This is a genomic window from Hydrocarboniphaga sp. FW305-C-57, assembly GCF_058783045.1.
The window spans coordinates 41525-68230 of the sequence record NZ_JBYSYG010000006.1 but is presented as its reverse complement, the minus strand read 5'-3'; the positions used below and the strand labels follow the sequence as shown (position 1 = coordinate 68230).

Sequence of the window (26706 nt, the reverse complement as noted above, 5' to 3'; positions counted from 1 at the left end):
TCCTTGGGAAGATTACGCCGACTTGCGCGCGTCCTTGAGCACGCAAAGCAACTCGGCCTCGCAGGCCAGTTCGTTGCCGACCATGGCCTTGGCGTTGAACTTCCAGAGGTCGCGCTTCTGCTTGTCGAGCGTCGACAGCAGCGTGAGCTGGTCGCCCGGCACCACGGGGCGCTTGAAGCGCGCGTTGTCGATGCCCGCGAAGTACAGAATCATGCCGCAGTCCGGACGCAGGCCCGACTTGAGCGCCGCGATGATGCCGCTGGCCTGAGCAAGCGCCTCGAGCATCAGCACGCCCGGAAACGTCGGCAGCTCCGGAAAATGACCGACGAAGAACTGCTCGTTGTAGGTCACGTTCTTGATCGCGGTGATCGACTGCCCCGGCTCGTGCGCGATCACGCGATCCACCAGCAGGAACGGGTAGCGGTGCGGCAGCAGCTTCATGATGTCGCGAATGTCAAACGGAAGCTGCGGTTCAGTCGTTGTGGCCGTCGTCATCGTTTTGATCTTGTCCCTTGATTCCCACGTGTTGCTCGACCGCGCGCACGCGGTCTTCGAGTTTGCCCAGGCGGCGCACGCGCGCCACGGTCTTGCGCCAGTCCTTCGCCGGTGCGATTGGAAGGCCCGAGCCGTAAACCCCCTTGTCCGGCAAGGACTGCGTCACCATCGCCCGACCGAGGATGAAGACGTCGTCGCCGATTTCGATGTGCCCGTTGATGCCCACCGCCCCGCCGATCATGCAGCGCGCACCGATTTTGGTGCTGCCGGCAATGCCGGTCATCGCCGCGATCGCGGTGTGCTCGCCGATGCGGCAGTTGTGCGCGATCATGATGAGGTTGTCGAGGCGCACGCCGTTGGCGATTACGGTGTCGTCGATCGCGCCGCGATCGATCGTCGTGTTGGCGCCGATCTCGACGTCGCTGCCGATCACCACGCTGCCGAGCTGTGGCACCTCTTCCCAGCCCTTCGGCCCCATGACGTTGCCGAAGCCGCGCGAGCCGATCACCGCTCCGGGCTGGATCTGCACACGATCGCCGAGCGTGACGCCCGCATTCAAATGCACGCGCGCTTCAAGCCGGCAAGCGGCACCGAGCGTCGCGCCCGCGCCGACGAAGCTGCCCGCACCGATATAGCTGTGGGCGCCGATAAGAGCGCCGCTTTCGACGATCGCGAGCGGACCGATGTAGACGCCTTCGCCGATCTGCGCATCGGCCGCGACGACAGCCGTCGCATGGACGCCGGGCTCGAAGCGCTTGCTCGCATCGAACAGGCGCGCGACCTGCGCGAACGCGTAGTACGGATCGCGCGCGACCAGACCATTGCCGGTCAGCGCAGCGGCATCCTTGCGGCCGACGATGACGGCGGAAGCCTGCGTCTGCGCAAGCGTCGATTTGTAGCGCGGATTGGCCAGAAAGCCGATCCGCCCCGAAACGCCAGGGCTCAACGTGCAAACGCCGCCGATGGACACGGCGGCGTCGCCTACGACTTCAAGCCCGAAACGCTGTGCGAGTTCGCCCAGCGAGTAAGTCATCTGCAGACCTTACTTGGTGGCCTGCAGCTTCTTGAGCACTTCGTCGGTGATGTCGATGCCCGGGCCCACGTACACCGGATCCTGCACCACCACGTCGACGCCCTTCTCCTTGGCGACGGTCACGACGACGTCCTTGATCTTGGCCATCATGCTTTCGCTGAGCTCGCGATCGCGCTTCTGGAAGTCTTCGCCGAACTGGCGCTGCTTGTAGTCGAAATCGATGCGGCGCGTATTGAGATCCTTCTCCATCTTCGAGCGCGCGTCGGCGCTCATGACGTCCTGCTCGCGCTTGAACTTCTGCAAATCCTCACCGAGCTTCTTGGCTTCGGCTTCGAGATCGCTCTTGCGCTTGTCGAACTCGGACTTCATCTGAGCCTGGCCGGACTTGAACTGCGGCGAGCTCTGCACGAGTTCGGCCGCGCGGATGGTGGCGATCTTCGACTGCGCCTGGACAACGGCGCTCGTGAACATCAGGGTCGTGGCGATCGCGACAGCAAAGATTTTTTGGGCGTTACGCATGGCGTTCTTGTAGTACTGGTGGTGATTCCGGGAGGAGTTTACTGACCTTCAGATGGAACTGCGATCAGAAGCCGCTACCAAAGGTGATCTGGAAGCCCCTGGTATTGTCACCCGGCTTGTCGTTGAGCGGGAACGCGTAGCTCATCTGCAGCAGGCCGAGGAACGGGGTGAACCACTGGAAGCCGACACCTGCGGCGGTCCTGAGTTCGTTGACATCGAAATCCGAAGGCCGCAGGTAAACCTGGCCGATGTCGTAGAACAGGCTCATGCGCGTCGACTTCTGATCGCTTTCGATCGGCAACGGAACGATGAGCTCGTTCTGCATGGTCGTGCGCAACTGGCCACCGAGCGCATAGCCGAGCGAATCGCGCGGGCCCAGGCGACCGTCGTTGTAGCCGCGGACGGTACGAGGACCACCGGCGAACAGATACTCGTACGGCGGCACTTCGCTCGGCCCACCGCCGTAGTCGTCCACCATGCCGACGTTCGTGCTCGTGCTGAAAATGAACTTGAACGGGAGCGGCACGTAGACTTCGCTGCGGTAAGTGGCGCTGTAGAAGCCCAGATCGCTGCCCGGCAGTGCCGCATCGACGAAGAACTGGTTCAACGAACCGCGCGTCGCGAAGAAGGTCTTGTTGCGCGTATCGCGCGCGATACCGGTACGGAACTGGTAGGTCGAGAAGCGCGAGCCGTTGTCGCGCATGAACTGGAGCACTTCGTCGGAAGTGCCATTGGCATATGCCTCGAGCGAGGTTTCCTCGATGCCGAAGCCGGCGCGCAGACTCGTGTATTCGGACAGCGGAATACCGTAGGTCAGGTTGAAGCCGACGATGTTCGAGTTGAAACCCGAGCTGTAGCGGATCACCGACTCCGACTTGCGGTAGAACACCGAAGCGGTCTGGCTGATGCCGTCGTTGGTGAAGTACGGATCGGTCCAGCTCACGTTGAAGACGCGCGAGATCTGGCTGTTGTTGACTTCGAAGCTGACGCGGTTGCCGGTGCCGAGGAAGTTGGTGTGCGTGAGGCTGCCCGACACCAGGAAGCCCGCCGAGCCCGAGTAACCCACACCGAACTGCACCGAACCCGGAGCACGCTCCTTGATCTTGAAGCTGACGTCGACGAGATCGTCGGTGCCCGGCACCGGCTGCGTGTCGACTTCGGCTTCCTCGACGAACGGCAGACGCGTGAGACGCACGCGCGAACGCTCGACCGCGCTCTTCGAGAACGGAGCCGCTTCGAGCTGACGCATTTCGCGGCGCAACGTTTCGTCGTGCGTATCGCCGTGACCGCTGAAGTTGATGCGGCGCACGTAGGTGCGCTTGCCCGGGCGCACGACGTAGTTCAGTGCGACTTCGCGCTTCTCTTCGTCGACTTCGGGCAGCGGCGTGACTTCGGCGAACGCGTAGCCGATGTCCGACAGCGCAGCCTCGATGCGATCGGCGCTTTCGGTGGCGAGCTTGCGCGAGAAGATGTCGCCGGACTTGGTCGACAGCAAGCGCTCGAGGAAATCGGTCTGCAGGATCGTGTCGCCGCTGATGCGGTTGGACTTGATCGTGTAGACCTGGCCTTCCTCGATGTTGGCGGTAATGTACAGATCGCGCTTGTCGGGCGACAGCTGCACCTGCACCGAGGAGATGTTGGCCTTCAGATAGCCGCGATCCTGGTAATAGGAGCTCAGCGCTTCGAGGTCGCCGCCGAGCTGCTGCTTGGAGTACTTGTCGGTCTTCTGGAACGGCATCCAGTTGGTCTTCTTGAGCTGGAAGGCCTTGAGCAGCTCGTCCTTCGAGAACGCCTGGTTGCCGACGATATTGATCTCTTTGATCTTGGTGGCCTTGCCCTCGGTCACCTGGATCTCGATGTTGACGCGGTTGTTCGGCTCCTGCTTGACCTCGGTGTCGATCTGGACGTCGTAGTAGCCGTTGGCGAAGTACTGACGCTGCAGTTCCTGCTGCACTTCGGACAGCAGGTCGCGCTTGAACAGTTCGCCCTCGGCCATGCCGGCGTCGGCCAGCGACTTCTTGAGCTCGTCGCCGCCGATCTTGTCGTTGCCCTCGATCTTGAAGCCCGAGATCGCCGGACGCTCCTTGACCACGATCATCAGCGTATCGCCGTCGCGCTCGAGGCGCACGTCGTCGAACAGGCCCGAGCCGTACAGCGCACGCATCGCCGCCCGCGAAGTCTGCTCGTTGAGCTGGTCACCGACCGCGAGCGGCAGGTACGTGAGCACCGTGCCGATCTCGAGGCGCTGCAGGCCCTGGGCCTTGATGTCCTTGATCGTGAACGGCGTGAAGGCGAAAGCGGCCGGCAGCCACATCATGGCAGCGGCACCGGCAATGATCTTCAGTTTGAAGCGTGCTTGATTGGAGCCCATTTCGTGGGTCTGTGCTCTTGTCGAGAAAGTGTCAGATCAACCGCATGATGTCGTTGTAGAAAGCCAGCACCATCATCGTGCCGATGAAGGCAAACCCGATGTACTGACTGGCCGCGACGAAGCGCTCGGACAACGGCCGACCCTTCACTCCTTCGATCGCATACAGCAGCAGGTGCCCGCCATCGAGCATCGGCACCGGCAGCAGGTTCAAAACACCGAGGCTGATACTGACGATGGCCATGAAGCTCAGGAACGATACGAGCCCGATCTGGGCGGAATCCCCGGCCACCTGTGCAATCGAGATGGGACCGCTGACGTTCTTCACCGACACGTCCCCGATCACCATCCGGCCCAGCATCCGCAGCGTCATCCAGCTCATTCGCCACGTCTGCGCGACCGCTGCCGGCACCGCATCCAAGGCATTCAGCCGGCGTTCGGCGCGCAAATCCTGCCACAAGTCCGGGGGCGTCGCTAATCCGGCGCCGAGGCGCCCGGTCACCTGCCCGTCGTTCTCGACGCGCGCCAGCACGACGGTCCGCTCGATCGGCGTTCCGTTGCGCTCGGCCTGCACTTTCACGATCGCGCCCGGATGCTTCCGCACGAACTGGACCAGGGCGCGCGGACTCGTCATCGGCTCGCCGTCGATGGAGATCACCCGGTCACCTTCCCGCAGATCGGCCACCGCGGCCGGCATGCCGGCTTCGAGCTGGGTCAGCACCGGCGGAGCCTTGGGCTCGTAGGGCACCAGGCCGAGATCGTCGAACAGGAACTCGGGGTCGACGCGCACACGCGCCAGATCGAGATGCACTTCGCGCGGCAGGCCGTCCGCACCCTTGACCGTCAGATCGAGGCGTCCGCCGTCGAGGCTGCCTTCGATCAGATCGGTGCTGAGCTCGGCCCAGGTGTCGATGGTTTGGTCCTTGATCGACAGGATCTGCTCGCCGGATTTGAGCCCTGCGCTCGCCGCCGCGCTGCCGGCCGGCGGTTCGCCGATGACCGGCTTGATGCCCTGCACGCCCACCACGAAGATCGCCCAGTACAGCGCGATCGCGAGCATGAAGTTGAAGATCGGGCCGGCTGCCAGAATCGCCATGCGCACCGGCACGGACTGGTTGTTGAAGGCCATGTGGCGCTCATGCGGAGCGACCGGTCCTTCGCGCTCGTCGAGCAGCTTGACGTAGCCCCCGATCGGGTACGGAGCGATCGACCATTCGACGCCGTCGCGCGCACGGAAGGTCTTGAACGGCTTGCCCCAGCCGAGCGAGAAGCGCAGCACCTTCACGCCGAGCCGGCGCGCGACCCAGTAGTGCCCGAGCTCGTGGAAGCACACCAGCACCGAGATGGCGACGATGAAGCCGCCGACCTGCCAGACGATTTCAGGCATGGACCCGCTGCTCCTGCGTGGACAGACGGCCGGCGCACCAGCGGCGCGCCCAGGCATCGATCGCCAGAATGGATTCGAGGTCGTCGGCTGCGGCCTTGTGCGTCCGCAGGCCAGCGTCGATGCAGGCTTCGATCATGGAGGAGAGGTCGTAAAAGCCGAGGCGGCCGTCGAGAAACGCTGAGACCGCGACTTCGTTGGCGGCGTTCAATAAATTTGGGGCATTCTGCCCTTCCCGCAGGGCCGCCCTTGCAAGACCCAGGCACGGAAAGCGGTTCAGGTCCGGGGCCTCGAAACGAAACCGTCCGACGGCGGCCAGATCGAGTCCGCCGACGCCCGATTCCCAGCGCTGCGGCCAGGCCAGCGCATGGGCGATCGGCACGCGCATGTCGGGCTGGCCGAGTTGCGCGAGCATCGAGCCATCCACATATTCGACGAGCGAATGAATGATGCTTTCCGGATGCACGACGACGTCGAGCTGATCGTCGCCGACCTGATACAGCACCGAGGCCTCGATCAGTTCGAGCCCCTTGTTCATGAGCGTGGCCGAGTCGACCGAAATCTTCTGGCCCATGCTCCAGTTCGGATGCCTGACCGCTTCCTGCGGCGTCGCGGCGGCGATGCGCTCGCGGCTCCATTCGCGGAACGGCCCGCCCGAAGCGGTCAGCAACAATTTGCGCACGCCCTTGGGCGCATCGCCGCAGCGATAGGCCGGCGGCAGGCACTGGAAGATGGCGTTGTGCTCGCTGTCGATCGGCAGGATGCAGGCGCCGCCGCTTGCGGCGGCTTCGCGCATGAGCAGGCGGCCGGCCATCACCAGCGGCTCCTTGTTGGCGATCAGCACCTGCTTGCCCGCGCGTACGGCGGCCAGCGTCGGCAGCAGGCCGGCGGCGCCGACGATGGCCGACATCACCAGGTCGGTTTCACTCGCGCCGGCGACGTCGTTGAGCGCTTCGACACCGGACAGCACCTCGCAGCTCGATCGTTCGGCAGCCAGAGCGGCGCGCAGCGCGTCGGCGGCCGATGCTTCGACGAGCACGACGCGTTTGGGCGAGAACCGCCGGCAAAGTTCGAGCATGCCGCCGGCGTCGCGGAAGGCGGTCAGCGTATGGACCTCGATCTCGTCCGCGTGCAGCGCGGCCACTTCCAGGGTGCTGCGACCGATGCTGCCGGTCGCACCGAGGATGAGCAGACGGCGCATCAAAGTTTCAGCAGGTGCAAGCCGAGCGCCATCATCGGCGCGGCGGCGAGCAGGCTGTCGACCCGGTCGAGAAAGCCGCCGTGGCCGGGCAGCAGCGTGCCGCTGTCCTTCACGCCGGCGGCTCGCTTGAACAGGCTCTCGGTCAGATCACCCAGGATCGAAACCGCCGCGACCGCCATCGATACGAGCACGAACGGAACCGTCTTGTGGCCCGGCTCGAAGATCGCGATGCCGGCCGTGCAGGCCCAGACCGCGCAAAGCAACAGCCCGCCGATGGCGCCTTCGACGCTCTTGCCGGGCGACACCAACGGCGCGAGCTTGCGCTTGCCGAAGCGGCGGCCGGCGAAATAGGCGCCGGTGTCGGCCACGAAGATCAGGAAGAAAACGTACAGCAGGCGCCAGGTGCCTTCGTGCGGCTGCCCGCTTCCACCGGCATGCAGTACGGCGAGCGCGACGATGGTCGGCAGCACGAGCACCTGCCCGATCAGGCCCATCGTGAGCGTGCCCGGAGCGCTGCGTTCGAAATTCTTCGGATAGCCGCGCACGAGCGTGAACGCGTAGAGCCACCAGAGCAGCGATACGATCGCGATCGCGAGCCACAGCCCGGGGCTTTGCTGAACGAGCCACCAGACCGCGGCGAGCAGCAGGCCCGTCAGCGCCGCATAGGCCAGCTTTGGCGACGCCGACGAAAACCGCATCAGGCCGGCCCATTCCCAGGCGATCAGCACGCCGATCAGCGAAAACACCGCATACAGCGCCGGCGTCGGCAGCCACCAGATCGCCGCGAGCAGCAACGGCAACAGGACCAGGGCGGTGGCGACTCGCTGCATCAGCATTGAAATTCGATCTGCGATCCGCGAAAAAGAGGAGAGAATCCGGGCCTGAGCGTTCGAGCTAGGCGGATTCGGGCAAGCGTCCGAAACGACGATCCCGCGAGGCGAACCACTCGAGCGCGCGGGTGAACTCGGCATCACCGAAATCGGGCCAGAGGGTGTCACAAAAGTACAGCTCGGTATAGGCGAGCTGCCAAAGCATGAAATTGCTGATGCGCTGCTCGCCGCCGGTGCGCACGAGCAGATCGGGCGGCGGCACGCCTTGGGTATCGAGTTGTAACTCCAGGCTTTCGGCAGTGATTTCGCCGCCGGAGGCGAGCACCCGCCGCGCTGCCTGGACGATGTCCCACTGCCCGCCGTAATCGACGGCCACCAGCAGCGTCAGCCCGGTGTTGTCCTTCGTGAGCTCGATCGCCTGCTGCATCGCTTCCTGCAACTTGGGCGCGAAGCCCTCGCGACTGCCGATGAAGCGGATCCGCACGTTGTTGCGGTTCAGCGAGGCCACTTCGCGACCCAGCGTCGCGACGAACAGCTGCATGAGCAGCTTCACTTCGAGTTCCGGGCGCTTCCAGTTCTCCTGGCTGAACGCGAAGATCGTCAGGTACTGCACGCCGGCGCTGTGCGCGGCCCGCAAGACCTTGCGAACCGAGCGCACGCCGGCCCGGTGGCCTAGCGCGCGAGGCTGGTGGCGCTGCTGGGCCCAACGGCCATTGCCGTCCATGATGATGGCGACGTGGGCGGGAACCGAAGACTGCGGAACGCTGGGCGGAAGCCGGGTCACGGGAGAGTCCGACGATGGAGGCCGATGCTCGAACGAAGACGTGGAGACGCCCGTTCTACATCGACATCAGTTCCTTTTCCTTGGCCGCGGCGACTTCGTCGATCTTGGCGACGAACTGGTCCGTCAGCTTCTGGATATCGGCTTCGCCGCGCTTCTCGTCATCGGCGCTGATGAGCTTTTCCTTGGCGAGTTCCTTGATGTCCTGATTGGCGTCGCGACGCACGCTGCGAATGGCCACGCGCGCGCCTTCGGCCTCGCTCTTGACGACCTTGACCAGATCGCGGCGACGCTCTTCGGTGAGCGGCGGCATGATGATGCGGATGATCGTGCCCGCGGTGTTCGGGTTCAGGCCGAGATCGGACTTCATGATCGCCTTCTCGATCACCGACACCATGTTCTTTTCCCAGGCCGTGATCGAGATCGTGCGGGCGTCCTCGACCGTGATCTGCGCGGTCTGCGAGAGCGGCACTTCCGAGCCATAGTAGTCGACGCGGATGTGGTCGAGCAGCGCGGCGTTGGCGCGGCCCGTGCGCAGCTTGGCGAGCTCGTGGCGCAGCGAATCCACGCTCTTGTTCATGCGCTCGGTGGCGTCTTTCTTGATGTCGTTGAGCATTGTCGTTTCCTTAGCGGTGCACGCGCGTGCCGATGGTTTCGTCGCCCATGACGATGCCCATCAGGGCGCCCGGGCGGTCCATGTCGTAAACGCGCAGTTTCATCTTGTGGTCGCGGCACAGCACCATCGCGGTCTGGTCCATGACGCCCAGGCGCTTGTCGAGCGCCTCATCGTAGGTCAGCTCGTCGTAGCGCGTCGCGGTCGGATCCTTCTTCGGGTCAGCCGTATAGATGCCATCGACCTTGGTCGCCTTGAGCATCACATCGGCATTGATTTCGACGGCCCGCAACGCGGCGGCCGAGTCGGTGGTGAAGAACGGGTTGCCGGTGCCGGCGGCGAACACCACCACGCGGCCTTTCTCGAGGTGACGGACCGCGCGGCGGCGGATGTAGTCCTCGCAGACTTCGTTGATGCGGATCGCCGACTGCACGCGGGCTTCGAGGCCCACGCGCTCGACTGCATCCTGGATCGCGAGCGCGTTGATGCAGGTGGCGAGCATGCCCATCTGGTCGCCGGTCACGCGGTCCATGCCGGCCTTGGCCAGGCCTTCGCCGCGGAAGATGTTGCCGCCGCCGACGACCAGCGCCACCTGCACGCCGGCGTCGATCACGGCCTTGAGCTCGGCCGCCAGGAAACGCATCACGTCCGGGGCGATGCCGAAATCCTCGCGCCCCATGAGGGCTTCGCCGGAGAGCTTGAGCAAGATGCGTTTGTAGGCGGGTTGATTGGCCATGTGCTGGGGCTGGGCGTGTTCGGAGTCGGGCGGGGCTGGGAAGCGGGCTTCATTTGAAGGAAGGCCCCGTTTCCGGGGCCTTCCTGACGGCTTCGATTGTAGCTCAGCTGGCCGCTCAGACCTGACTGGCCGCGGCGACTTCGGCCGCGAAGTCCACCTGCTTCTTCTCGATGCCTTCACCGACTGCGAGTCGCACGAAGCGAGCCACGCCGGCCTTCTTGGACTGCAGCAGCTTGTCCACCGTCACGCTGTCGTCCTTGACGAACTTCTGGCCCAGCAGGGTGACTTCCTCGAGGAACTTGCGAATGTTGCCCTCGACCTTCTTGGGCAGGAACTCCGGCTTGGTCGCCTGCTTCCCATTGGCGACGGCTTCTTCGTCGTCGCGCGCGATCTTGGCTTCGATGACCTTGCGCTCCGCGTCGAGGACTTCGGCCGGAACCGCGGCAGCGTCGAGGTAGCGCGGGCTGGAAGCCGCCACGTGCATGGCGATGTCCTTGGCGAGTTCCTCGTCACCGGCCGACAGCGCCACGACCACGCCGATGCGCGAGCCGTGCAGGTAGGTGGCGAGCGCGCCGCCGGACTTCTCGATCACTTCGAAGCGGCGGATGGTGGTGTTCTCGCCGGCCTTGGCGACGAACTCGCGGCGCTTCTCCTCGAGCGTCTTGCCGCCCTCGGTCAGCGCGAGCAGCGCTTCGAGAGTAGCCGGCTTGTGGGCCAGCGCGAGCTTGGCGGCGGCTTCGCCGAGCGCCTTGAAATCGTCGCCCTTGGCGACGAAATCGGTTTCGCAGTTCACTTCGACGAGCGCCACGGCGGAATCGTTGGAGGCGACGGCGATGATGCCTTCGGCCGCCGTGCGGGCGCCCTTCTTGTCGGCCTTGGCCATGCCGTCGATGCGCAGCTTTTCGGCCGCCTTGTCGAGGTCGCCGCCGGTGGCTTCGAGAGCCTTCTTGCAGTCGCCCATGCCGGCGCCGGTGCGGTCGCGCAGCTCTTTAACCAGTGAAGCAGTAATGGGGGTGCTCATGAATAATCTTCCTATGACTGACGACCCCGTGAACGTCGCCGCGCACGGGGTCGGTTTGGACACATCGGGCCGGTCAGAAAGCCGGCACCGATCAAGCTTTAGGCGTCGGCGCGCTCGCGACGGCCACCGCCGCCGGGCTTGCCGTCACGCGGAGGGCGACGCGGGCCACGCGGACGCTCTTCGCGGGCGACCGGTTCCGGCGGAGCTTCGCGGAACGGCACCGAGCTCGAGGCGCGGGCCTCGATGATGGCGTCGGCCACGCACTGGGCGTAGACCTTGATCGCGCGGGTGGCGTCGTCGTTGCCCGGGATCACCACGTCGATGCCCTGCGGGTCGTTGTTGGAGTCCACGACGGCGACGACCGGAATGCCGAGCTTGCGTGCCTCGGCGACGGCGATCTTTTCGTAGCCGGTGTCGACGATGAACAGGCAGTCCGGCAGCGTCGGCAGGTTCTTGATGCCGCCGAGCGACTTGCGGAGCTTCTCGAGCTCGCGCGAGAACATCAGCTGTTCCTTCTTCGACAGGCGGTTGACGGTGCCGTCCTCGACCTGCTTCTCCATCTCGTGCAGGCGCTTGATCGAGCCCTTGACCGTCTTGAAGTTGGTCAGGGTGCCACCGAGCCAGCGCTGGGAGACGAACGGCATGCCGGCGCGAGCGGCTTCGGCCTCGACGGCCTCGCGAGCGGCGCGCTTGGTGCCGACGAACAGCACGCGGCCACCGTTGGCGGCGATCTTGCCCACGTAATTGCAGGCGTCCTTGAGCATCGGCAGCGTGTGCTCGAGGTTGATGATGTGGATCTTGTTACGGCTGCCGAAGATGTAGGACTCCATCTTCGGGTTCCAGTAACGGGTGCGATGACCGAAATGCACGCCGGCTTCGAGAAGCTGGCGCATGGTGATGTTGGACACTAGATGACTCCTTGGGTTGGTCAGACCGCGCCGCCCAAAAAGGCTCCGAAGAGCTCACCCAAGATCGGCGCGGATGAAATTTCAGGGTGTCGAGTGGCCTCGAATGCCCTGGCTTTGCAAAAAAAAGCCCGGCTTTATACCATGCGCCGCTCCGCTGAACAACGAGCTGGACGGTCAGGTTGTGGATTCCACCGGCAACAATTCGAGCATTTCCCTGAAGTCCACGCCCGAGGCCATCGAGGGCATGCGCGCCGCCGGCCGCGCCGCCGCGAGCGTGCTCGAGATGATCGCCCCGCACGTCAAACCGGGCGTCTCGACCGAAGAACTCAACCGGATCTGCCACGAATTCATCGTCGACGAGCTTGGCTGCATCCCCGCCCCGCTCGGCTATGGCGCCGCCCCGGGACGCCCGGCCTTCCCGAAGTCGATCTGCACCTCGATCAACCACGTCGTCTGCCACGGCATTCCGGGGTCCAAGCTGCTCAAGCGCGGCGACATCATCAACATCGACATCACCGTCATCAAGGATGGCTGGCATGGCGACACGAGCCAGACCTTCTTCGCCGGCGAGCCGAGCATTCTCGCCCGCCGCCTCGTCGAGACCACGCGCGAATCGATGATCGAGGGTATCCGCCTGGTTCGCCCGGGCGCTCGCCTGGGCGACATCGGCGCGGCGATCCAGCGTTACGCCGAGCAGCGCAACTTCTCGGTGGTGCGCGAATACTGCGGCCATGGCATCGGCAGGATCTTCCATGAAGATCCGCAGGTGCTGCACTACGGCCGTCCGGGCACGGGCATCGAGCTCAAGGCCGGCATGTGTTTCACGATCGAGCCGATGCTCAACGCCGGCCGCCCCGAGACCAAGCTGCTGCCGGACGCCTGGACCGCGGTCACCAAGGATCATTCGCTGTCGGCTCAATGGGAGCACACCGTGCTCGTCACCGAAACCGGCGTCGAAGTGCTGACGCAGCGCAGCAACGAAACCATCTGAATCATCGCGCCTGACGAAGCGGGCCTGTCGGCAATCGCCGACGGCGGCCGTTTTGTTTTTTCGCCCCCTTGTCCGGCCAGCCGTGAGACAATCGGGGCTCAGCGATTGATCACGATATGGGCGCAGAACTCGACCTAGCCGAAGACGAAGCCGCCGCCGTTTTTTCGGCGCGCAAGATCCGCGCGCGCCTGCGCGCCGACACCGTCAAACCTGTCGCCGCTTTCCGCGACACCCTCACCTGGGGACGCGACCGGCTCTACGGATTGTTCGACGAAGGCCAGCCGGCCGATTCACTCGTGCACGCACGAGCGCACATCGTCGACGAAGTGCTGCGCGAAGCCTGGCTGCGCGCGCTGCCCGAGACGCTGGCCGGCGTGACGCTGGTCGCCGTCGGCGGCTATGGCCGCGGCGAGCTGCTGCCGCATTCGGACATCGACATCCTGCTGCTGCACGCCGGCGATGCGCTCGATCAGCACCGTGGCGCGCTCGAGCGCTTCACCGCGTTCCTGTGGGACATCGGCCTCGAAGTCGGCCAGAGCGTGCGCACCGTCGATGAGTGCGTCAGCGAAGCGGCCAAGGACATCACCGTCATCACCAATCTGATCGAGTCGCGCTGGCTGATCGGCGATGCGAGCCTCTACACGCAGATGCAGTCCGCGCTGACGCCCGACAAGGTCTGGCCGGTCGGCGAATTCTTCCGCGCCAAGCGCGAAGAACAGGCCGCGCGTTACCGCAAGTACGACGACACCGGCTACAAGCTCGAGCCCAACGTCAAGGAAAGCCCGGGCGGCCTGCGCGACATCCACACCATCGGCTGGGTCGCCAAGCGTCACTTCGGCGCACAGACGCTGCACGAGCTGCGCGAACGCGGCTTCCTGACCAAGAACGAGTGCGACGAGCTGTTCGCGGGCCAGGATTTCCTGTGGCGTGTGCGCTTCGCGCTGCACATGATCACGGGTCGTCGCGAAGACCGCCTGCTGTTCGATCACCAGATCAAGGTCGCCGGCCTGTTCGGTTATGTCGATACCGACAAGAACCGCGCGGTCGAGCAGTTCATGCAGCTGTACTACCGCACGATCAAGTCGCTGTCCTGCCTCAACGACATGCTGCTGCAGCTGTTCGACGACGCGATCTTGCACGGCGATCAGCAGCCGCCCGCGGTGCCGCTCAACGCACGCTTCCAGACACGCGGCGCCTACATCGAGGCACGCGACGAAGAGGTGTTCCGCAAGCAGCCCGCGGCGCTGATCGAGATCTTCCTGCTGCTGCAGCAGAACCCCAAGCTCGCCGGCATTTCGGCGGCGACGGTGCGCCTGATCCTGCGCGACAACCGCCTGCTCACGCAGGCGGTGCGCGAGGATTCGCGTGCGCGCGGCCTGTTCATCGAAATGTTCCGCCATGGCGCAGGCCTGACGCGCAATCTGCGGCGCATGAACCGCTACGGCGTGCTCGGCCGCTACCTGCCCGCGTTCGGCAAGGTCGTCGGCCTCATGCAGTACGACCTGTTCCACACGCTCACGGTCGACGAGCATTCGCTCTACGTGGTGCGCAACGTGCGTCGCATGGCGCTGCCGCGCTTCGCGCACGAGCTGCCGTTCTGCAACGAGCTGTTCGCCAAGCTCGAAAAGCCCAAGCTGCTCTACATCGCCGCGTTCTTCCACGACATGTGCAAGGGCAGCGGCGGCGATCACTCCGAACTCGGCCTGATCGAAGCCAGGAAGTTCTGCCTCGATCATGGCCTGTCGCACGCCGACGCGGAGATCGTCGGCTGGCTCGTGAAGAATCACCTGACGATGTCGCTGACCGCTCAGCGCGCCGACATCAGCGATCCGGAAGTGGTCACCGCGTTCGCGAGGAAAGTGGCCGCGCGCGACCGGCTCGATTATCTGTTCCTGCTGACGGTGGCCGATATTCGCGCGACCAACCCGGCGCTCTGGAACTCGTGGCGCGCGACGCTGCTGACCGATCTCTATCGCTCGACTGCGCGCGCGCTCGAACGCGGTCTCGACAACCCCTTGCAAGCCAGCGACATCGCCACCGAAGCGCAGCTTGCGGCGCTCGAGATCCTCAAGGATTCGGGGGTCACTCCCGAGCAGGCGCGCACGGTCTGGGCGCGCTTCGAAAACGACTACTTCCTGCGCCATTCGCCGCAGGAGCTCGCCTGGCACCTGCCCGAGATCATCAACGCCAAGCCCGGTGAGCTGCCGCTAATCCTAGTCAGCACGCTCGATGGCCGTGGCACCACGGTGTTCGTCTACACGCCCGATCGCGATCATCTGTTCGGCCTGTCGACCGGCGTGCTCGCTCGCCTGGGGCTCAACATTCTCGATGCGCGCATCAACACCACGGCCGACGGCTTCACGCTCGACTCCTACGTGGTGATGGAAGGCGACGGCACCGCGATCGCGCCGGGGCATCGCTTCGAAGAGATTCGCGAATCACTGCATCGCGTGCTCGCCGATCCGAACATCTCGGTCGTCGACGTCAATCGCCGCACCTCGCAGAAGCTCAAGCACTTCGATACGCCGACCGATGTGAGCTTCTCGCTCGACAAGGTGCGCAACCGCACGATTCTCGAACTCGTGACGGCCGACCGCCCTGGCCTGCTGTCGATGATCGGTCGCATCTTCCAGAAGCGCGGGCTGCTGCTCGACGCCGCCAAGATCGGCACCATCGGCGAGCGCGCCGAGGACGTTTTCTTCATCACCGGCGCCGATCACCAACCGATCAGCGACGCATCACAGCTGGACGAGCTGCGCGAAGTGCTCGTCCGCACTCTCGATCACAACAGCACTCACTAAAGCTCATAAACGATGAATCTGCTTGATCTGCGCGTGTCCATCGAACACGCCTGGGAACGCCGCGACAGCCTCAACTCCAGCGATGCCAAGACGCGCGAGAACGTGCTTGCCGCAATCGCCCTGCTCGACAGCGGGCAGACCCGCGTCGCCGAGCCGACCGAAACCGGCTGGCAGGTCAACGACTGGCTCAAGAAAGCCGTGCTGCTGTTCTTCCGCCTGCACGACAACATTCCGATCGAAATGGGCCAGCTCGGCGGCTACGACAAGGTGCCGCTCAAGTACGACGGCTGGACCGCCGATGACTTCAAGAAGGCCGGCACGCGCGTGGTGCCGCCGGCCGCGGTTCGCAAGGGCGCCTTCGTGGCCTCCGGCGCGATCCTGATGCCGAGCTACGTCAACATCGGCGCTTACGTCGGCAAGGGCACGATGGTCGATACCTGGGCCACGGTCGGATCGTGCGCGCAGATCGGCGAGCGCGTGCACCTGTCGGGCGGCGTCGGCATCGGCGGCGTGCTCGAACCGCTGCAGGCTTCGCCGACGATCATCGAGGACGACTGCTTCATCGGCGCGCGCAGCGAGATCGTCGAAGGCGTCATCGTCGAGAAGGGTGCGGTGATTTCGATGGGCGTGTTCATCGGCCAGAGCACGCCGATCTACGATCGCGCGAGCGGCGAGATCACGTATGGCCGCGTGCCGTCGGGCGCCGTGGTGGTGCCGGGCTCGCTGCCCAAGGACGGCGGCCGCTACAACTTGAACGCCGCCATCATCGTGAAGCGCGTCGATCTGCAGACACGCTCCAAGGTCGGCATCAACGCGCTGCTGCGCGACGAGTGAGTTCGAGTTTCGTGGCCGACGGTCGTGTTTCGAACGGAGCGGTGTTCGATCTGCTCAGCGAGCTGATCTCGCGTCGCTCGCTGACGCCCGACGACGCCGGCTGCTGCAAGCTGCTCGAATCGCGGCTCGCGCCGCTGGGCTTTTCGTTCGAGTACATCGACGCCGGTGGCGTGACCAACCTGTGGGCCACGCTCGGCAGCGGCGCACCGCTGATGATCCTGGCCGGCCACACCGACGTGGTGCCGACCGGCCCGCTCGCGCAATGGAGCAGCGATCCTTTCGTGCCGACCGTGCGCGACGGCCTGCTCTATGGCCGTGGCGCGGCGGACATGAAATCGGGCATCGCGGCGATGGTCTGCGCGGTCGAGCGCCTGCTCGCTCAAGGCCCCGTCAAAGGCACGCTCGCGTTCCTGATCACGAGCGACGAGGAAGGCGCGGCCAGGCACGGCACGCGCCACGTCGTCGACGTGCTCAAGGCGCGTGGCGTCGTACCGGATTACGCGATCGTCGGCGAGGCTTCGTCGAACGAGACGCTCGGCGATCGCATCGTCACGGGTCGCCGCGGCTCGCTGGGCTGCAACCTGCGCGTGATCGGCAAGCAAGGCCATGTCGCCTATCCGCACAAGGCCGACAATCCCGTGCATCGGCTCGCGAGCGCGATGGCCGAACTCGTCGCGATCGCGTGGGACGCGGGCAACGAGAGCTTTCCGCCGACCTCGTTACAGGTCTCGAACTTCAATGGCGGCACCGGAGCGAACAACGTCATTCCGGGCGAGGCCACTGCGATCTTCAACTTCCGCTACTGCACCGAGTCGACGGCCGACTCGCTCAAGGCGCGCGTGCACGCGGTGCTCGATCGTCACTGCCCGCAATACGAAGCGGACTGGTGGCTGTCGGGCGAGCCGTTTCTGACGCGCCGTGGCGCGCTCATCGAGGCCGCCGAAGCGGCCTGCCTCGCAGTGGCCGGGCGCAAGCCCGAGTCCTTCACCGGCGGCGGGACTTCGGACGCGCGCTTCATCGCGCCCTGGGGCGCGCAAACCGTCGAGATCGGGCCCATCAACGACAGCATCCACAAGATCAACGAGCACGTGCGCATCGCCGATCTCGAGCCGCTGTCGGCGATCTACCAGAGCATTCTCGAACGCCTGATGCGCTGATGCACGGCGCTGCATTCGATCCGCCGTTCGGTCTGCGCAGTGCACTCGCGCAGACCGTGCTCGCCTCCAAGCGGCCCGCGGCCAGGCTCTGGCGCAAGCGCGGCATCGATCTCGACAAGAGCTCTTCGAGCCATGTACTCGATTGCGGCGACGGCGTCCGGCTGACCGGGCGCTACACGCCGCAGACGCAGCGATCGCCGCGTGCGCTCGTCGTGCTGATTCACGGCTGGGAAGGCAGCCACGATTCGGCCTACCTCTATTCGATGGCCTGCGCACTACACCGCGCGGGCTATGCAGTGTTCCGGCTGAACCTGCGCGACCACGGCGGATCGCACGCGCTCAACCAGGCGATGTTCCATTCCGCCCGCATGGACGAAGTGCTCGGCGCGGTGCGCGCCGCACAGGCGCTCGACCGGCAGACGCTCGCGATTCCGCTGGCCATGATCGGCTTTTCGCTGGGCGGCAACTTCGCCTTGCGCGTGAGCCTGCAAGGCCCCGCCGTCGGGCTGCGGCCTAGCCTGTCGATCGGCATCTCGCCCGCCATCCATCCGCGTCACACGCTGGAGGCGATCGACAACGGGCCGAAGGTTTTCCAGCGTTATTTCCTGCAGAAATGGCTGCTGACCCAACAGCTCAAGGCCGAAGCCTGGCCCGGCCATTACGATTTCACGAGCCACCGCCAGCTGCGCAACTTCATCGAGATGACGCAGCGCTTCGTCGAGGACTACACCGAATACGACAGGCTCGACGACTACTTCGAGCGCTACACGCTCACGCCCGAGATGCTCGTGAACTCGCCCTCGCCGCTCGCGATCCTCACCGCGCGCGACGACTCGGTGGTTCCGATCGCCGATTTCACCGGGCTTTCGGCACGCGGCTCGGTGCTGCATTACGAGGCCACCGATCGCGGCGGCCATTGCGGCTTCATTCAGGACTGGCGCCTGAACACCTGGACCGAAGCGCGCGTGCTCGAACTGCTCGAGCGCGCCATCTGATCTTCACCCGATCTTCAGCAGGTTGGCGATGCCAGCCGCGACGTGACCGGTCGGCGCCACCAGCGCCGCCGAATCACAGTGGCGCGTCTGGTCGTCGAAGAAGAAATCGGGCTCGAATTCGCGCAGGAACGCGCCCTTGTCGAGGCCGCCGAGAAACATCGCCTCGTCGACCTCGAGGCCCCATTGCATGAGCGTGCGCACCGCGCGCTCATGCGCGGGCGCGCTGCGCGCCGTCACGAGCGCGGTACGCAGGCGCATCGGTGCGTGGCCCTCACCGGCTTTTTGCAGACGATCGAGCGCATCGAGCAAGGGCTTGAACGGCCCGGGCGGCAACGGCGTGCTTGCGCGCTGGGTTTCATGTTCGATGAAAGCCGGCAGGCCATCGCGCTGGAACACCTGCTCGGCTTCGTCCGAGAACAGCACGGCGTCGCCGTCGAAGGCGATGCGCACTTCATCGGGATACTGCTCGGCGGCGCGCACGGAATTCGGATAGACACGCGCCGCCGGAAAGCCAGCTTCGAGCGCATCGCGTACGTCCGCATCGTTGGTCGACAGGAACAGCACGGCGCCGAGCGGCTTCAGGTAGCGATACGGCGAGCGCCCGCGCGTGAACACGCCGCGTTCGATCGAAAGCCCGTGTGCGCGCGAGGAGCGAAACACGCGCAAGCCCGACACCGGATCGTTGCGCGACAGGATCACGACTTCGACACGGCTCGCTTCGGCCGTGTTGAACGCGAGCAGCTTGCGCACGAGCGGAAACGCGGCGCCAGGCTTGGCGACCTGGTCGATGCGCTCGAGTTGCACGCTCATATAGGCGCGATCGTCGCTGCTTTCGAAAACCCGGTTCTCTTCCTCGAAGTCGAACAGCGCGCGCGAGGAGAGTGCGACGACGAGCTTGTTCTGCAGGCTTACGGCCACGATCAGGTCACCTTCGCGCGCTTGAGCGCGAACGACGCGAGCCGCGGCACGAAGCGTTTGACGAGCACCGCGAGCGCTTCCTTTCCGATGACGATTTCTTCGCGGTCGGCCGCAACCGCACTCCAGACCTTGCGCGCGCAGAGCCGCGCATCCATGCCTTTTTCCTGGCCGCGATCCATCAGGCCGTGGCTCTCGCCGCTGGCGGTGATCGCGTTGATCGAGACATTGGTGCGGATGTAGCCCGGGCAGACGATCGTGACTTTCACGCCGCTGCGCCAGGACTCGGCGCGCACCGAATCGAAGAAGCCCTGCATCGCGTGCTTGGCGGCCGCATAGCCCGAGCGCTGCGGCGTTCCGAGATAGCCCACGACGCTCGAGATGGCGACGATGTGCCCGAAGCCGCGCGCGCTCATGGCCGGCAGCACCGCCTTGGTCAGCGCCACGGGCGCGAAGAAATCGAGGTCGAAGATGCGCCGGTAGACCGCCATGCCGGTGTCGATCACCGAGCTGCGCTGCGAGATGCCCGCGTTGTTCACGAGCACGTCGATCGGACCGAAGCATGCGACGGCGCGTTCGTGCAGGCTTTCGGCGTCGAAGTCGGTCAGGTCGGCCGGCAGCACGGCGACGTTCTGCGGATGCGCGCAGGCCGAGCGCACGCGCTCGAGCTCGGCCTGCCGGCGCGCGCTCAGTACGAGTTTGGCCCCGGCGGCGCTGGCCTCGTAAGCCATCGCCTCGCCGATGCCGCTCGATGCGCCGGTGATCCAAACCACCTTGCCTGCAATGTCCGTCATGTCTCGTCCTGTTTCGCCTCGAATGAAAATGCCGGGCGGGCCACGAGTCTGTCGCGCCCCGCCCAGGGTTTCAATGCAATACGGCGAGGACTGGCTGCCGGAACGGCAAACCGACAAGCATTCGAGTTTGCACCTTGGGATTCACGATCGAGTGATAAAGTCGACTCGCTTCCCGCGAACATCGACCTTATCCATGCTCAACCGCCCTCACGATCCGGCTCGCCGGCGCCTGATGCTCGGAGCCCTGCCGCTGATGCTGGCCGGCTGCACCCAGGATTCGACGCTCGGCATGCTGCACGACAGCTTCAGCGCCACCCTGGGCGGCAGCGACGCGTATGCACGCACGCGCCAGCAGGTCGACGACCTCGCCTTCGCCCAGCTCGGCGTACGCATCGGTCGCGGCGGGCGCGGCATCATGGTGCTCAACGAGGTCAGGGGCGACGATCTGTACTGGATCTCGGCGAACCGCATCCTGCTCGTCACGCGCAAGGGCCGCATCGTGCGATCGGTGGGATTGCCGTCCGACCTGCTCGGCACGCGCCTGTTCGGGCAGGACCTGCTCGATGCCTACGACTACGAGCATCCGCAGATCGATGGCCTGGAAACCTCCAGGAGCGTCGACACGGCGGCGGCTCACGGCGAAACGGTGCGCGCCCGCTTCCGCGTCGAAGGCAGCGAGACGATCAGCATTCTCGACCGCCAGTTCGAAACCTTGCGCGTGCGCGAGGAAGCCCGTTACGGAGCCGATCGCTGGAAGGCGACGAACCTGCACTGGCTCAGCAAGCGCAGCGCCCTGATCTGGCAAAGCAAGCAGTTCATCACCGACGGCAGCCCGGCGATCGAAATTCAGGTCCTGAAGCGGCCGCCGGCCTGAGCGGCGCGCCGCTCAGCCTCACTTGAGGACATCGACCCAGGACGCGTCCTGATCGTAAGCGTTGGCCTCGAAGCGGCTGTACAACGCGGCACCGTCACGCACCTTCTGGCCGCCATCGCGCGTCAGCGGCTTGAAGACGAGCGTCGCACCGCGCTGGCTCGACCGCAGCGAGAACAGATCCAGCGGCAGGTACAGGAACAGGCCCTTGTCGAAGCTGCCCTCGCCGAACTGCTCGGCCGAGACGTCGGTCTTGGTCGCGAAGGCGCCCACCTTCACGCCGCTCGGAAAAACGCGCGCGAGCTGGAAGGTTCCGCCATAGTCGCCGGCCAGGTAACGGCCGACGCTGACCGTCATTTCGAGATTCCAGAGCGGCAGATCGAAGTAGCCGGTCAGGTGTCCGGTCGTGACTTCATAGTCCTGGAAGCCGAAGCGCTGGTCGAAATCACGCTTGCGGACGCGGTTGACGTTGAAGCCCACGGCCCAGGGCTGGTACGGCTTGGCGTACAGCACTTCGCCGGCGACGCCGCCGTACATTTCCTCGAAGATGCCCGCGGACACTCGCGCGGTCCACGACTGCGAGATCGGCCAGACGTAGTTGGTCTCGAGGCGAACGATATTGTTCTCGCCCTCTTTCATGTACTGGACGATGTCGCTGCGAACGTGTGGCAGTTCGCTGGTGTCGCGGACCTTCAGACCGTCGAAGTTGTTGTAGATGTTGGCGCCGACCGAGCCATTGATCGACCAGCGTGAAGTCAGATCGAGATTGGCGCCGACGCGCCACCAGAGCTGGCCGAAATAGAAATCGTCGGGCCCGCCGATGTGCTGGCGCAGCGCGGGCCCCATGCTCCAGCTGAAAGCCGGCATCTTCGGTGGCTGCTGGAAATCGGCGCCGGCGTAAGCCCGGGCAGACGGCGTATCGACGAGGCTCGAGGCGCGGATCTCTTCGACACTGCCCTTGAAATCGACCGCTGCCGCGATGTCCTTGCGCAAGGTGGTGACGCGGTAGCTTTCGCGCTCGCCGTCCACGTTGGCCAGCGTGAACGCGCCGTAGCGTGGCGGAGCCAGTACTGCGAGCGTCTGAGAGACACGCCCAATCGCCCGGTGCGGATCTCGCGTGAGCTTTTGCGTGAACCAGACCGTCAGCACGCCTTTGTCGTCGTCGGCATCGAGCGCGATCAGCGTGATGCGCTGGCGCGCGAGTTCCTGTTCGAGCTGAGCCAGGAAGCTCGTATCGACGCTCTCCTCGCGCTTGATCGGATCGCCCTTGCTGGCCTGCTCGCTCGCATACGTCGGAGTCGGAACCGGATCGAGGATTTTCGGCGGGCCTTTTTGCTGGACCAGATTCGTGAAGGCGGAGATGCGAAACATGGCGGTGTCGCCGCGCTCGACGCCAGCCGAAAGATCCACGGCGTTGGCGAGGCGCCAGTTCAGGGCCGCGTTGACCGGGAAGTGGATTTCCTGGTTGTTAGGAAGCGCGTCATATGTGGCCGCTTCGTGTCGATAATCGTTCCCGTCGTACTCGAGCTTGAAGCTTAAACCTCTCACGGGTGATTGCCATTCCAATCCACCGAACAAGCCGACTTCTCCTCCGCGAAACCACTTGCCCGCCGAAATACCGCCTGCGGAACTCAATTCCTCTCGCTCTTCCGCTCTGGACGATATAAGCGTAAACGGATTCTTGATTCCGCCTCTGGAACCAAGCCTGCCCCAGGCTAGGCCCAGAGTGAAATCGAAGTTCCACACACGCCGTGTCGCGACCAGATACTCGCTCGAGAACAGGCCGGTGCCGCCGATGTCCATGACGCCCAGCGCGAGCGCCGGCCAGGCATCGCCCTCTTTCAAAAGCCGGATCTTGAAGTCGACGCTGCGATCCTTGTACGTCTGGTCACCGCTGAAATCTTCCGGACCATAGAGACGATTGCGCACGTCGACATAGCGCAACTGCGTCTCGAGCCAGGGCAGCAGCTGCATGCCGAGCAAGGCCTGATGATACGGATGCACGATCGAAATGCCGGCCGTGATCTGTCCATCGTCGGCGAATCGCGCCGTGGGCACCTGCAGCAGGCCAACGCCGCCATAGTCGCTCGACGAGTGAACAGGCTCGGCGCGAACGCTGGCCTGTCCACTCATCAGCAACCCAAGCATCAACAGCCCGGGCTTTCCGACTTTCATTGCGGGCTAGTTGTTGTTGATCGTGACCAGGGCCGCGGCCGAGATGGCGAGGTTCGAGAAAATGCTCAGCAGGCGCTCCGACAACATCCACTTGTTCAACGGCGCCGCATCGCGCGGCACGATGATCAGGCTGCCTGGCGGCACGTCCTGGCGCGAGAAGTTCCAGCTCGAAATGTTGAGCTGCTTGGCGGAGCCGTCCGGGAACACGATGAAGGCCCGGCTCTTCTTGGCCGCCTGCGCCACACCACCCGCGCGCTCGATGTAGTCGGAGGCCGACAAGCCTGATTCGAAGGCCAGCGAACCCGGATTCAATACCTGACCCGCCACGGCTACCGAGGTCGGGCGCTTCGGAATCATCAGCACGTCGCCCGGCTCGATGATCACGTCCTGTTCCGGCCTGACCTTGAGCATGGCCGGATCGGCCTGCACGACGACACGACCCACCGGCGTCGCGTTCTCGAGCCGCTTCACCACCGCATCGAAGAATGCCGCGGTCGACGAGGCATCGCCGCTCTGGTTACTGGTGCTGATCGCGGTGACCGCTGCTTCCTGCAGATCACGGGCCGCGCGCTTGAACGAAGCCGATTCGGCCTTTCGAGCGCTCTCGCGCGTGAACACCGCTCCGTACGGATAGGCGTTGTCCGTGAGCCCACCGGCACGCGCGAGCACCTGCGACAAGGTTTCACCCCGCACCACGCCGTAGGTTCCCGGGAATTTGACCTCGCCCATCAGGCGAATGGAACCCACTTCCTGATCGAGATAGATCGGGCGCAAGTTCAGCGTGTCACCCGATGAAATGCGATACGACTGCAGGTCCGCGCTCGTCAGATCGATCTTCTGGTAGCGCGCACGACCCTTGGCGACCGTCTCCTCGTAGGAAACGTATTCGACGTTCTTGGGATCGCTTTCCGCCGTCGGCCCCGCTGCGGCCTGCAGTACGAGCGGCAAGCTCGCCCCTTTGGCGACCGGATAAAGCCCGGGCCGCAACACCTCGCCATAGACGCCGACACCGCGATCGAGGAGAGCCGGAAGCGCACCGGGAACCTCCTGGAAAATCTCGGGACAACGCAGGCGGGCACGCGTGGAATCGGCCGTGCGCACCAGGCTTTCGGACGACAGCACCTTCAGGAAACGCGCCGCGCGCTGGCTGTTGACCAATTGGCGAAGATCGAGCAGCGCCGAGCAGTTGTTCGTCGCGTTGACGCGGCTTCCGTTCAAAGTCGCTTCGACTTCGAACGAGCTCATGTATGCAATGTCCGAGCGACTGAACACGATCACCAGGTCGTTCGGCTCGAGCGGCAGCAACGATGAAGGCGTCTCGCTCGCGTAATCGGCGAGATTGAAATCGATGAACTCGCGCACGCCCGAGGTCTTGTCGGTGCGCTGGATCAGCCCGACCGGCAGATAGATTTCCGCATCCGAATCCGAGGCCTTGAGCCCCGCCTGCTTGAGCACCGTGCTCAAGTCGCGATTCTCCGACCACGGATAGGTGCCCGGATACTTCACGTAGCCCGTCACCTTGATCTCGTTCGAGATCTGCCGCGATACACGGCGTACGCGCACGATATCGCCATCCTGGATCGTGGCACGCAGGTCGGCCGGCTTGGCGACATCGAAGTTGAGCACCGTGCGCTCAGAGCCCGCCGCGATGCGCTCGACCTCGACGTAGGTCTTGTCGCTCGAGGCCATCTGCCCGCCCGCGAGCGCGAGCGCATCGGCCAGCGAGCGCTCCTGCGTGATCTCATAGATCGCGGGGCGCTTGACCTCGCCTTCCACCGTTACTCGCGCACCGACGGGCGGCACGAACACCACGTCGCCCGGCTGCAGTCGCAGATCGGAACTCGAATCGCCCGCGAGCAGGAATTTGTAGAGATCGAGCGTTTGCACGAGCCGGCCGGAGCGCTTGAGCTCGACACGGCGCAAGGAGCCGACATTGCTGACACCGCCGCTCAGGAACAGGGCGTGCGTCATCGTCGACAGCGACGACACCGTATAGGAGCCCGGTCGAGTGACGTCGCCGAGCACGAAGACCCGAATCGAACGCAGGCGTCCCAGCGAAATGCTCGCCGTGGTGCCGATCATCTCGCGACCGACGCGCTCCTCGAGCATCGACTGCAACTCGTCGAAGCGCAGCCCGGTCGTGACGATCGGCCCGAGCTTAGGGAAATTGATGGTCCCATCCCGCGAAACCAGCAGCGTGAACGTCTGGTTCTGATTGCCGAACAGCTGAACGCGGACATTGTCTCCGGGTCCGATCACATAATCGGCCGGGATCGGAATGTCGGTCGCCGGAGCAAACGTATTCGGAACCCCCGAAAACAGCTCGTAGCCAAAAGGCTGGGGCGAGCGATTGCGGCGAGCATCCCGATACGGCAGTTCGTAGGGGTTCTGCGGGAGCGCACGCGGCTCGGAACGCGGAGTCATCGAACCGACGAAGTCGTCGTCGCCCCGGTTGCGGCCAGAGGGCGAAGCACTGCTCAATCCATCCAGCGGATAGCGCGCCCCCCGTGAGCCCTGGGCCTCATCCCAATCGCCGACTGCCGGACCGTAGTACCGAGCATCGTCTGGATTCGGCGAGCCCGGGCGTCGCTCGAAGTTGTCGGCATCCCGGCTCCGCGAATCGACGACACGAGGATTGGAGAGCGTCTGATCCTGATTGCTCGTGCTCCCACTACCGTCGCCTCCCCCGAACCCACTGATGAGCTGCTGGCGCTCCTCAGGACTCAGGCTGGACAGCACCGAAGGATCGATCGTCGAAACCTGGGCAGCGCCAGTGCCCATCCATAGCATCGATACCAGCGCAATGACGAGGCGGAGCCGTTCCACTCCCGTTTTCATTCTCACCCCAGGATTGATTCTCGGCCGATGAAAACCGGCATTAAGGCAATGATTCGACAACAATTATCGAATATCAGGCGCAAACGAAGAAGGCCAGCGAAGCTGGCCTTCCTTACAACCGAAACAACAGCGTCGCGTGATTAAGCTCAGTGGGTAGCGGTGCTGGTGCTGGTGCTTGTGCTGGTCGAGCTACTGGCTTCGTCATCGCCAGCCGCGGCATTGACGATCGCACCGATCGCGCCGGCGACAGCAGCGGTCACGCCGACCGTCAGCGGAACGTTCGTCGCGCCCGCACCATCAGCGCCGGCAGAACCTGCAGCACCCTCTTCGGCGGCAAACGCCATCGAGCTGAACACCAAAGTGCTGGCCAGAACAGCGATAAGCTTTTTCATCTAAATCTCCGAAAGAATGCAATGTTGCAGTGCGATGCGCCGAAGCATAACAAG

General features: G+C 64.6%; 23 protein-coding genes. 6 read left to right on the top strand and 17 right to left on the bottom strand.

Annotated features, from left to right (window positions below):
- Positions 1-12: 12 nt before the first annotated feature.
- From fabZ to rpsB, 12 genes are all read right to left on the bottom strand, one after another.
- A complete protein-coding gene (fabZ, locus tag AC3WUM_RS13605) occupies positions 13-495 on the bottom strand; it encodes a 3-hydroxyacyl-ACP dehydratase FabZ (RefSeq protein WP_492410859.1) in 483 nt (160 codons plus the stop codon).
- A complete protein-coding gene (gene lpxD, locus AC3WUM_RS13600) occupies positions 473-1528 on the bottom strand; it encodes a UDP-3-O-(3-hydroxymyristoyl)glucosamine N-acyltransferase (protein WP_492410858.1) in 1056 nt (351 codons plus the stop codon). The genes fabZ and lpxD overlap by 23 nt, the downstream gene beginning before the upstream one ends.
- Before the next feature lie 9 nt (positions 1529-1537).
- A complete protein-coding gene (locus AC3WUM_RS13595; protein ID WP_492410857.1) occupies positions 1538-2047 on the bottom strand; it encodes an OmpH/Skp family outer membrane protein in 510 nt (169 codons plus the stop codon).
- A 64-nt stretch (positions 2048-2111) separates the two neighbouring features.
- Positions 2112-4418 carry an outer membrane protein assembly factor BamA gene (gene bamA, locus AC3WUM_RS13590; protein ID WP_492410856.1) on the bottom strand — a complete coding sequence of 769 codons (2307 nt, stop codon included), beginning with the start codon at positions 4416-4418 and terminating at the stop codon, positions 2112-2114.
- Between the two features lie 31 nt (positions 4419-4449).
- Positions 4450-5802 (bottom strand): RIP metalloprotease RseP, encoded by a 1353-nt coding sequence (rseP, locus tag AC3WUM_RS13585; protein WP_492410854.1) that lies wholly within the window; start codon positions 5800-5802, stop codon positions 4450-4452.
- On the bottom strand, positions 5795-7000 hold the full coding sequence (locus AC3WUM_RS13580; RefSeq protein ID WP_492410853.1) for a 1-deoxy-D-xylulose-5-phosphate reductoisomerase: 1206 nt from the start codon (positions 6998-7000) through the stop codon (positions 5795-5797). The genes rseP and AC3WUM_RS13580 overlap by 8 nt, the downstream gene beginning before the upstream one ends.
- Positions 7000-7836 (bottom strand): phosphatidate cytidylyltransferase, encoded by an 837-nt coding sequence (locus AC3WUM_RS13575; RefSeq protein WP_492410852.1) that lies wholly within the window; start codon positions 7834-7836, stop codon positions 7000-7002. Before AC3WUM_RS13575 ends, AC3WUM_RS13580 begins: the two co-directional genes overlap by 1 nt.
- Before the next feature lie 58 nt (positions 7837-7894).
- Positions 7895-8614: a polyprenyl diphosphate synthase gene (gene uppS, locus AC3WUM_RS13570; protein WP_492410851.1), complete on the bottom strand. Its 720-nt coding sequence runs from the start codon at positions 8612-8614 to the stop codon at positions 7895-7897.
- 55 nt (positions 8615-8669) lie between these two features.
- Complete coding sequence (gene frr, locus AC3WUM_RS13565; RefSeq protein ID WP_492410850.1) at positions 8670-9227, bottom strand: ribosome recycling factor; 558 nt, start codon at positions 9225-9227, stop codon at positions 8670-8672.
- Positions 9228-9237: 10 nt separating this feature from the next.
- Complete coding sequence (pyrH, locus tag AC3WUM_RS13560) at positions 9238-9960, bottom strand: UMP kinase (protein WP_492410849.1); 723 nt, start codon at positions 9958-9960, stop codon at positions 9238-9240.
- Between the two features lie 115 nt (positions 9961-10075).
- Positions 10076-10981, bottom strand: a complete 906-nt coding sequence (tsf, locus tag AC3WUM_RS13555; protein ID WP_492410848.1) for a translation elongation factor Ts — start codon at positions 10979-10981, stop codon at positions 10076-10078.
- Positions 10982-11079: 98 nt separating this feature from the next.
- Positions 11080-11889 (bottom strand): 30S ribosomal protein S2, encoded by an 810-nt coding sequence (gene rpsB / locus AC3WUM_RS13550; protein WP_492410847.1) that lies wholly within the window; start codon positions 11887-11889, stop codon positions 11080-11082.
- A 181-nt stretch (positions 11890-12070) separates the two neighbouring features.
- Between rpsB and map the strand changes: the two genes are divergently transcribed.
- From map to AC3WUM_RS13525, 5 genes are all read left to right on the top strand, one after another.
- Entirely contained in the window at positions 12071-12880 is an 810-nt protein-coding gene (gene map / locus AC3WUM_RS13545; RefSeq protein ID WP_492410846.1) for a type I methionyl aminopeptidase, read from the top strand.
- A 116-nt stretch (positions 12881-12996) separates the two neighbouring features.
- Entirely contained in the window at positions 12997-15681 is a 2685-nt protein-coding gene (gene glnD / locus AC3WUM_RS13540; protein WP_492410845.1) for a [protein-PII] uridylyltransferase, read from the top strand.
- A gap of 18 nt (positions 15682-15699) precedes the next feature.
- A complete protein-coding gene (dapD, locus tag AC3WUM_RS13535; RefSeq protein WP_492411091.1) occupies positions 15700-16515 on the top strand; it encodes a 2,3,4,5-tetrahydropyridine-2,6-dicarboxylate N-succinyltransferase in 816 nt (271 codons plus the stop codon).
- Between the two features lie 11 nt (positions 16516-16526).
- Positions 16527-17672 (top strand): succinyl-diaminopimelate desuccinylase, encoded by a 1146-nt coding sequence (dapE, locus tag AC3WUM_RS13530; protein ID WP_492411090.1) that lies wholly within the window; start codon positions 16527-16529, stop codon positions 17670-17672.
- A complete protein-coding gene (locus AC3WUM_RS13525; RefSeq protein WP_492410844.1) occupies positions 17672-18667 on the top strand; it encodes a YheT family hydrolase in 996 nt (331 codons plus the stop codon). Before dapE ends, AC3WUM_RS13525 begins: the two co-directional genes overlap by 1 nt.
- 3 nt (positions 18668-18670) lie before the next feature.
- Here the strand turns inward: AC3WUM_RS13525 and AC3WUM_RS13520 are convergent, their stop codons facing one another.
- Positions 18671-19585, bottom strand: a complete 915-nt coding sequence (locus AC3WUM_RS13520; RefSeq protein ID WP_492410842.1) for a 5'-nucleotidase — start codon at positions 19583-19585, stop codon at positions 18671-18673.
- A 2-nt stretch (positions 19586-19587) separates the two neighbouring features.
- Positions 19588-20376: an SDR family oxidoreductase gene (locus AC3WUM_RS13515; RefSeq protein ID WP_492410841.1), complete on the bottom strand. Its 789-nt coding sequence runs from the start codon at positions 20374-20376 to the stop codon at positions 19588-19590.
- Positions 20377-20569: 193 nt separating this feature from the next.
- On the opposite strand from AC3WUM_RS13515, the gene AC3WUM_RS13510 reads away from it, so the two are divergent.
- Complete coding sequence (locus AC3WUM_RS13510) at positions 20570-21250, top strand: YjbF family lipoprotein (protein ID WP_492410840.1); 681 nt, start codon at positions 20570-20572, stop codon at positions 21248-21250.
- Positions 21251-21268: 18 nt separating this feature from the next.
- Here AC3WUM_RS13510 and AC3WUM_RS13505 read toward each other — a convergent pair whose 3' ends face one another.
- From AC3WUM_RS13505 to AC3WUM_RS13495, 3 genes are all read right to left on the bottom strand, one after another.
- A complete protein-coding gene (locus AC3WUM_RS13505) occupies positions 21269-23422 on the bottom strand; it encodes a YjbH domain-containing protein (RefSeq protein WP_492410839.1) in 2154 nt (717 codons plus the stop codon).
- A 6-nt stretch (positions 23423-23428) separates the two neighbouring features.
- The gene (locus AC3WUM_RS13500; protein WP_492410838.1) at positions 23429-26248 is read right to left on the bottom strand and encodes an SLBB domain-containing protein; all 2820 of its coding nucleotides are present in this window, start codon (positions 26246-26248) and stop codon (positions 23429-23431) included.
- 158 nt (positions 26249-26406) lie between these two features.
- A complete protein-coding gene (locus tag AC3WUM_RS13495; protein WP_492410837.1) occupies positions 26407-26652 on the bottom strand; it encodes a hypothetical protein in 246 nt (81 codons plus the stop codon).
- Positions 26653-26706: the final 54 nt, after the last annotated feature.

Excerpts from the sequence above, each read along its gene's own strand:
- fabZ (WP_492410859.1), bottom strand. The coding sequence starts at position 495 with ATGACGACGGCCACAACGACTGAACCGCAGCTTCCGTTTGACATTCGC.
- lpxD (WP_492410858.1), bottom strand. The coding sequence starts at position 1,528 with ATGACTTACTCGCTGGGCGAACTCGCACAGCGTTTCGGGCTTGAAGTC.
- AC3WUM_RS13595 (WP_492410857.1), bottom strand. The coding sequence starts at position 2,047 with ATGCGTAACGCCCAAAAAATCTTTGCTGTCGCGATCGCCACGACCCTG.
- bamA (WP_492410856.1), bottom strand. The coding sequence starts at position 4,418 with ATGGGCTCCAATCAAGCACGCTTCAAACTGAAGATCATTGCCGGTGCC.
- rseP (WP_492410854.1), bottom strand. The coding sequence starts at position 5,802 with ATGCCTGAAATCGTCTGGCAGGTCGGCGGCTTCATCGTCGCCATCTCG.
- AC3WUM_RS13580 (WP_492410853.1), bottom strand. The coding sequence starts at position 7,000 with ATGCGCCGTCTGCTCATCCTCGGTGCGACCGGCAGCATCGGTCGCAGC.
- AC3WUM_RS13575 (WP_492410852.1), bottom strand. The coding sequence starts at position 7,836 with ATGCTGATGCAGCGAGTCGCCACCGCCCTGGTCCTGTTGCCGTTGCTG.
- frr (WP_492410850.1), bottom strand. The coding sequence starts at position 9,227 with ATGCTCAACGACATCAAGAAAGACGCCACCGAGCGCATGAACAAGAGC.
- pyrH (WP_492410849.1), bottom strand. The coding sequence starts at position 9,960 with ATGGCCAATCAACCCGCCTACAAACGCATCTTGCTCAAGCTCTCCGGC.
- tsf (WP_492410848.1), bottom strand. The coding sequence starts at position 10,981 with ATGAGCACCCCCATTACTGCTTCACTGGTTAAAGAGCTGCGCGACCGC.
- glnD (WP_492410845.1), top strand. The coding sequence starts at position 12,997 with ATGGGCGCAGAACTCGACCTAGCCGAAGACGAAGCCGCCGCCGTTTTT.
- AC3WUM_RS13525 (WP_492410844.1), top strand. The coding sequence starts at position 17,672 with ATGCACGGCGCTGCATTCGATCCGCCGTTCGGTCTGCGCAGTGCACTC.
- AC3WUM_RS13515 (WP_492410841.1), bottom strand. The coding sequence starts at position 20,376 with ATGACGGACATTGCAGGCAAGGTGGTTTGGATCACCGGCGCATCGAGC.
- AC3WUM_RS13510 (WP_492410840.1), top strand. The coding sequence starts at position 20,570 with ATGCTCAACCGCCCTCACGATCCGGCTCGCCGGCGCCTGATGCTCGGA.
- AC3WUM_RS13505 (WP_492410839.1), bottom strand. The coding sequence starts at position 23,422 with ATGAAAGTCGGAAAGCCCGGGCTGTTGATGCTTGGGTTGCTGATGAGT.
- AC3WUM_RS13495 (WP_492410837.1), bottom strand. The coding sequence starts at position 26,652 with ATGAAAAAGCTTATCGCTGTTCTGGCCAGCACTTTGGTGTTCAGCTCG.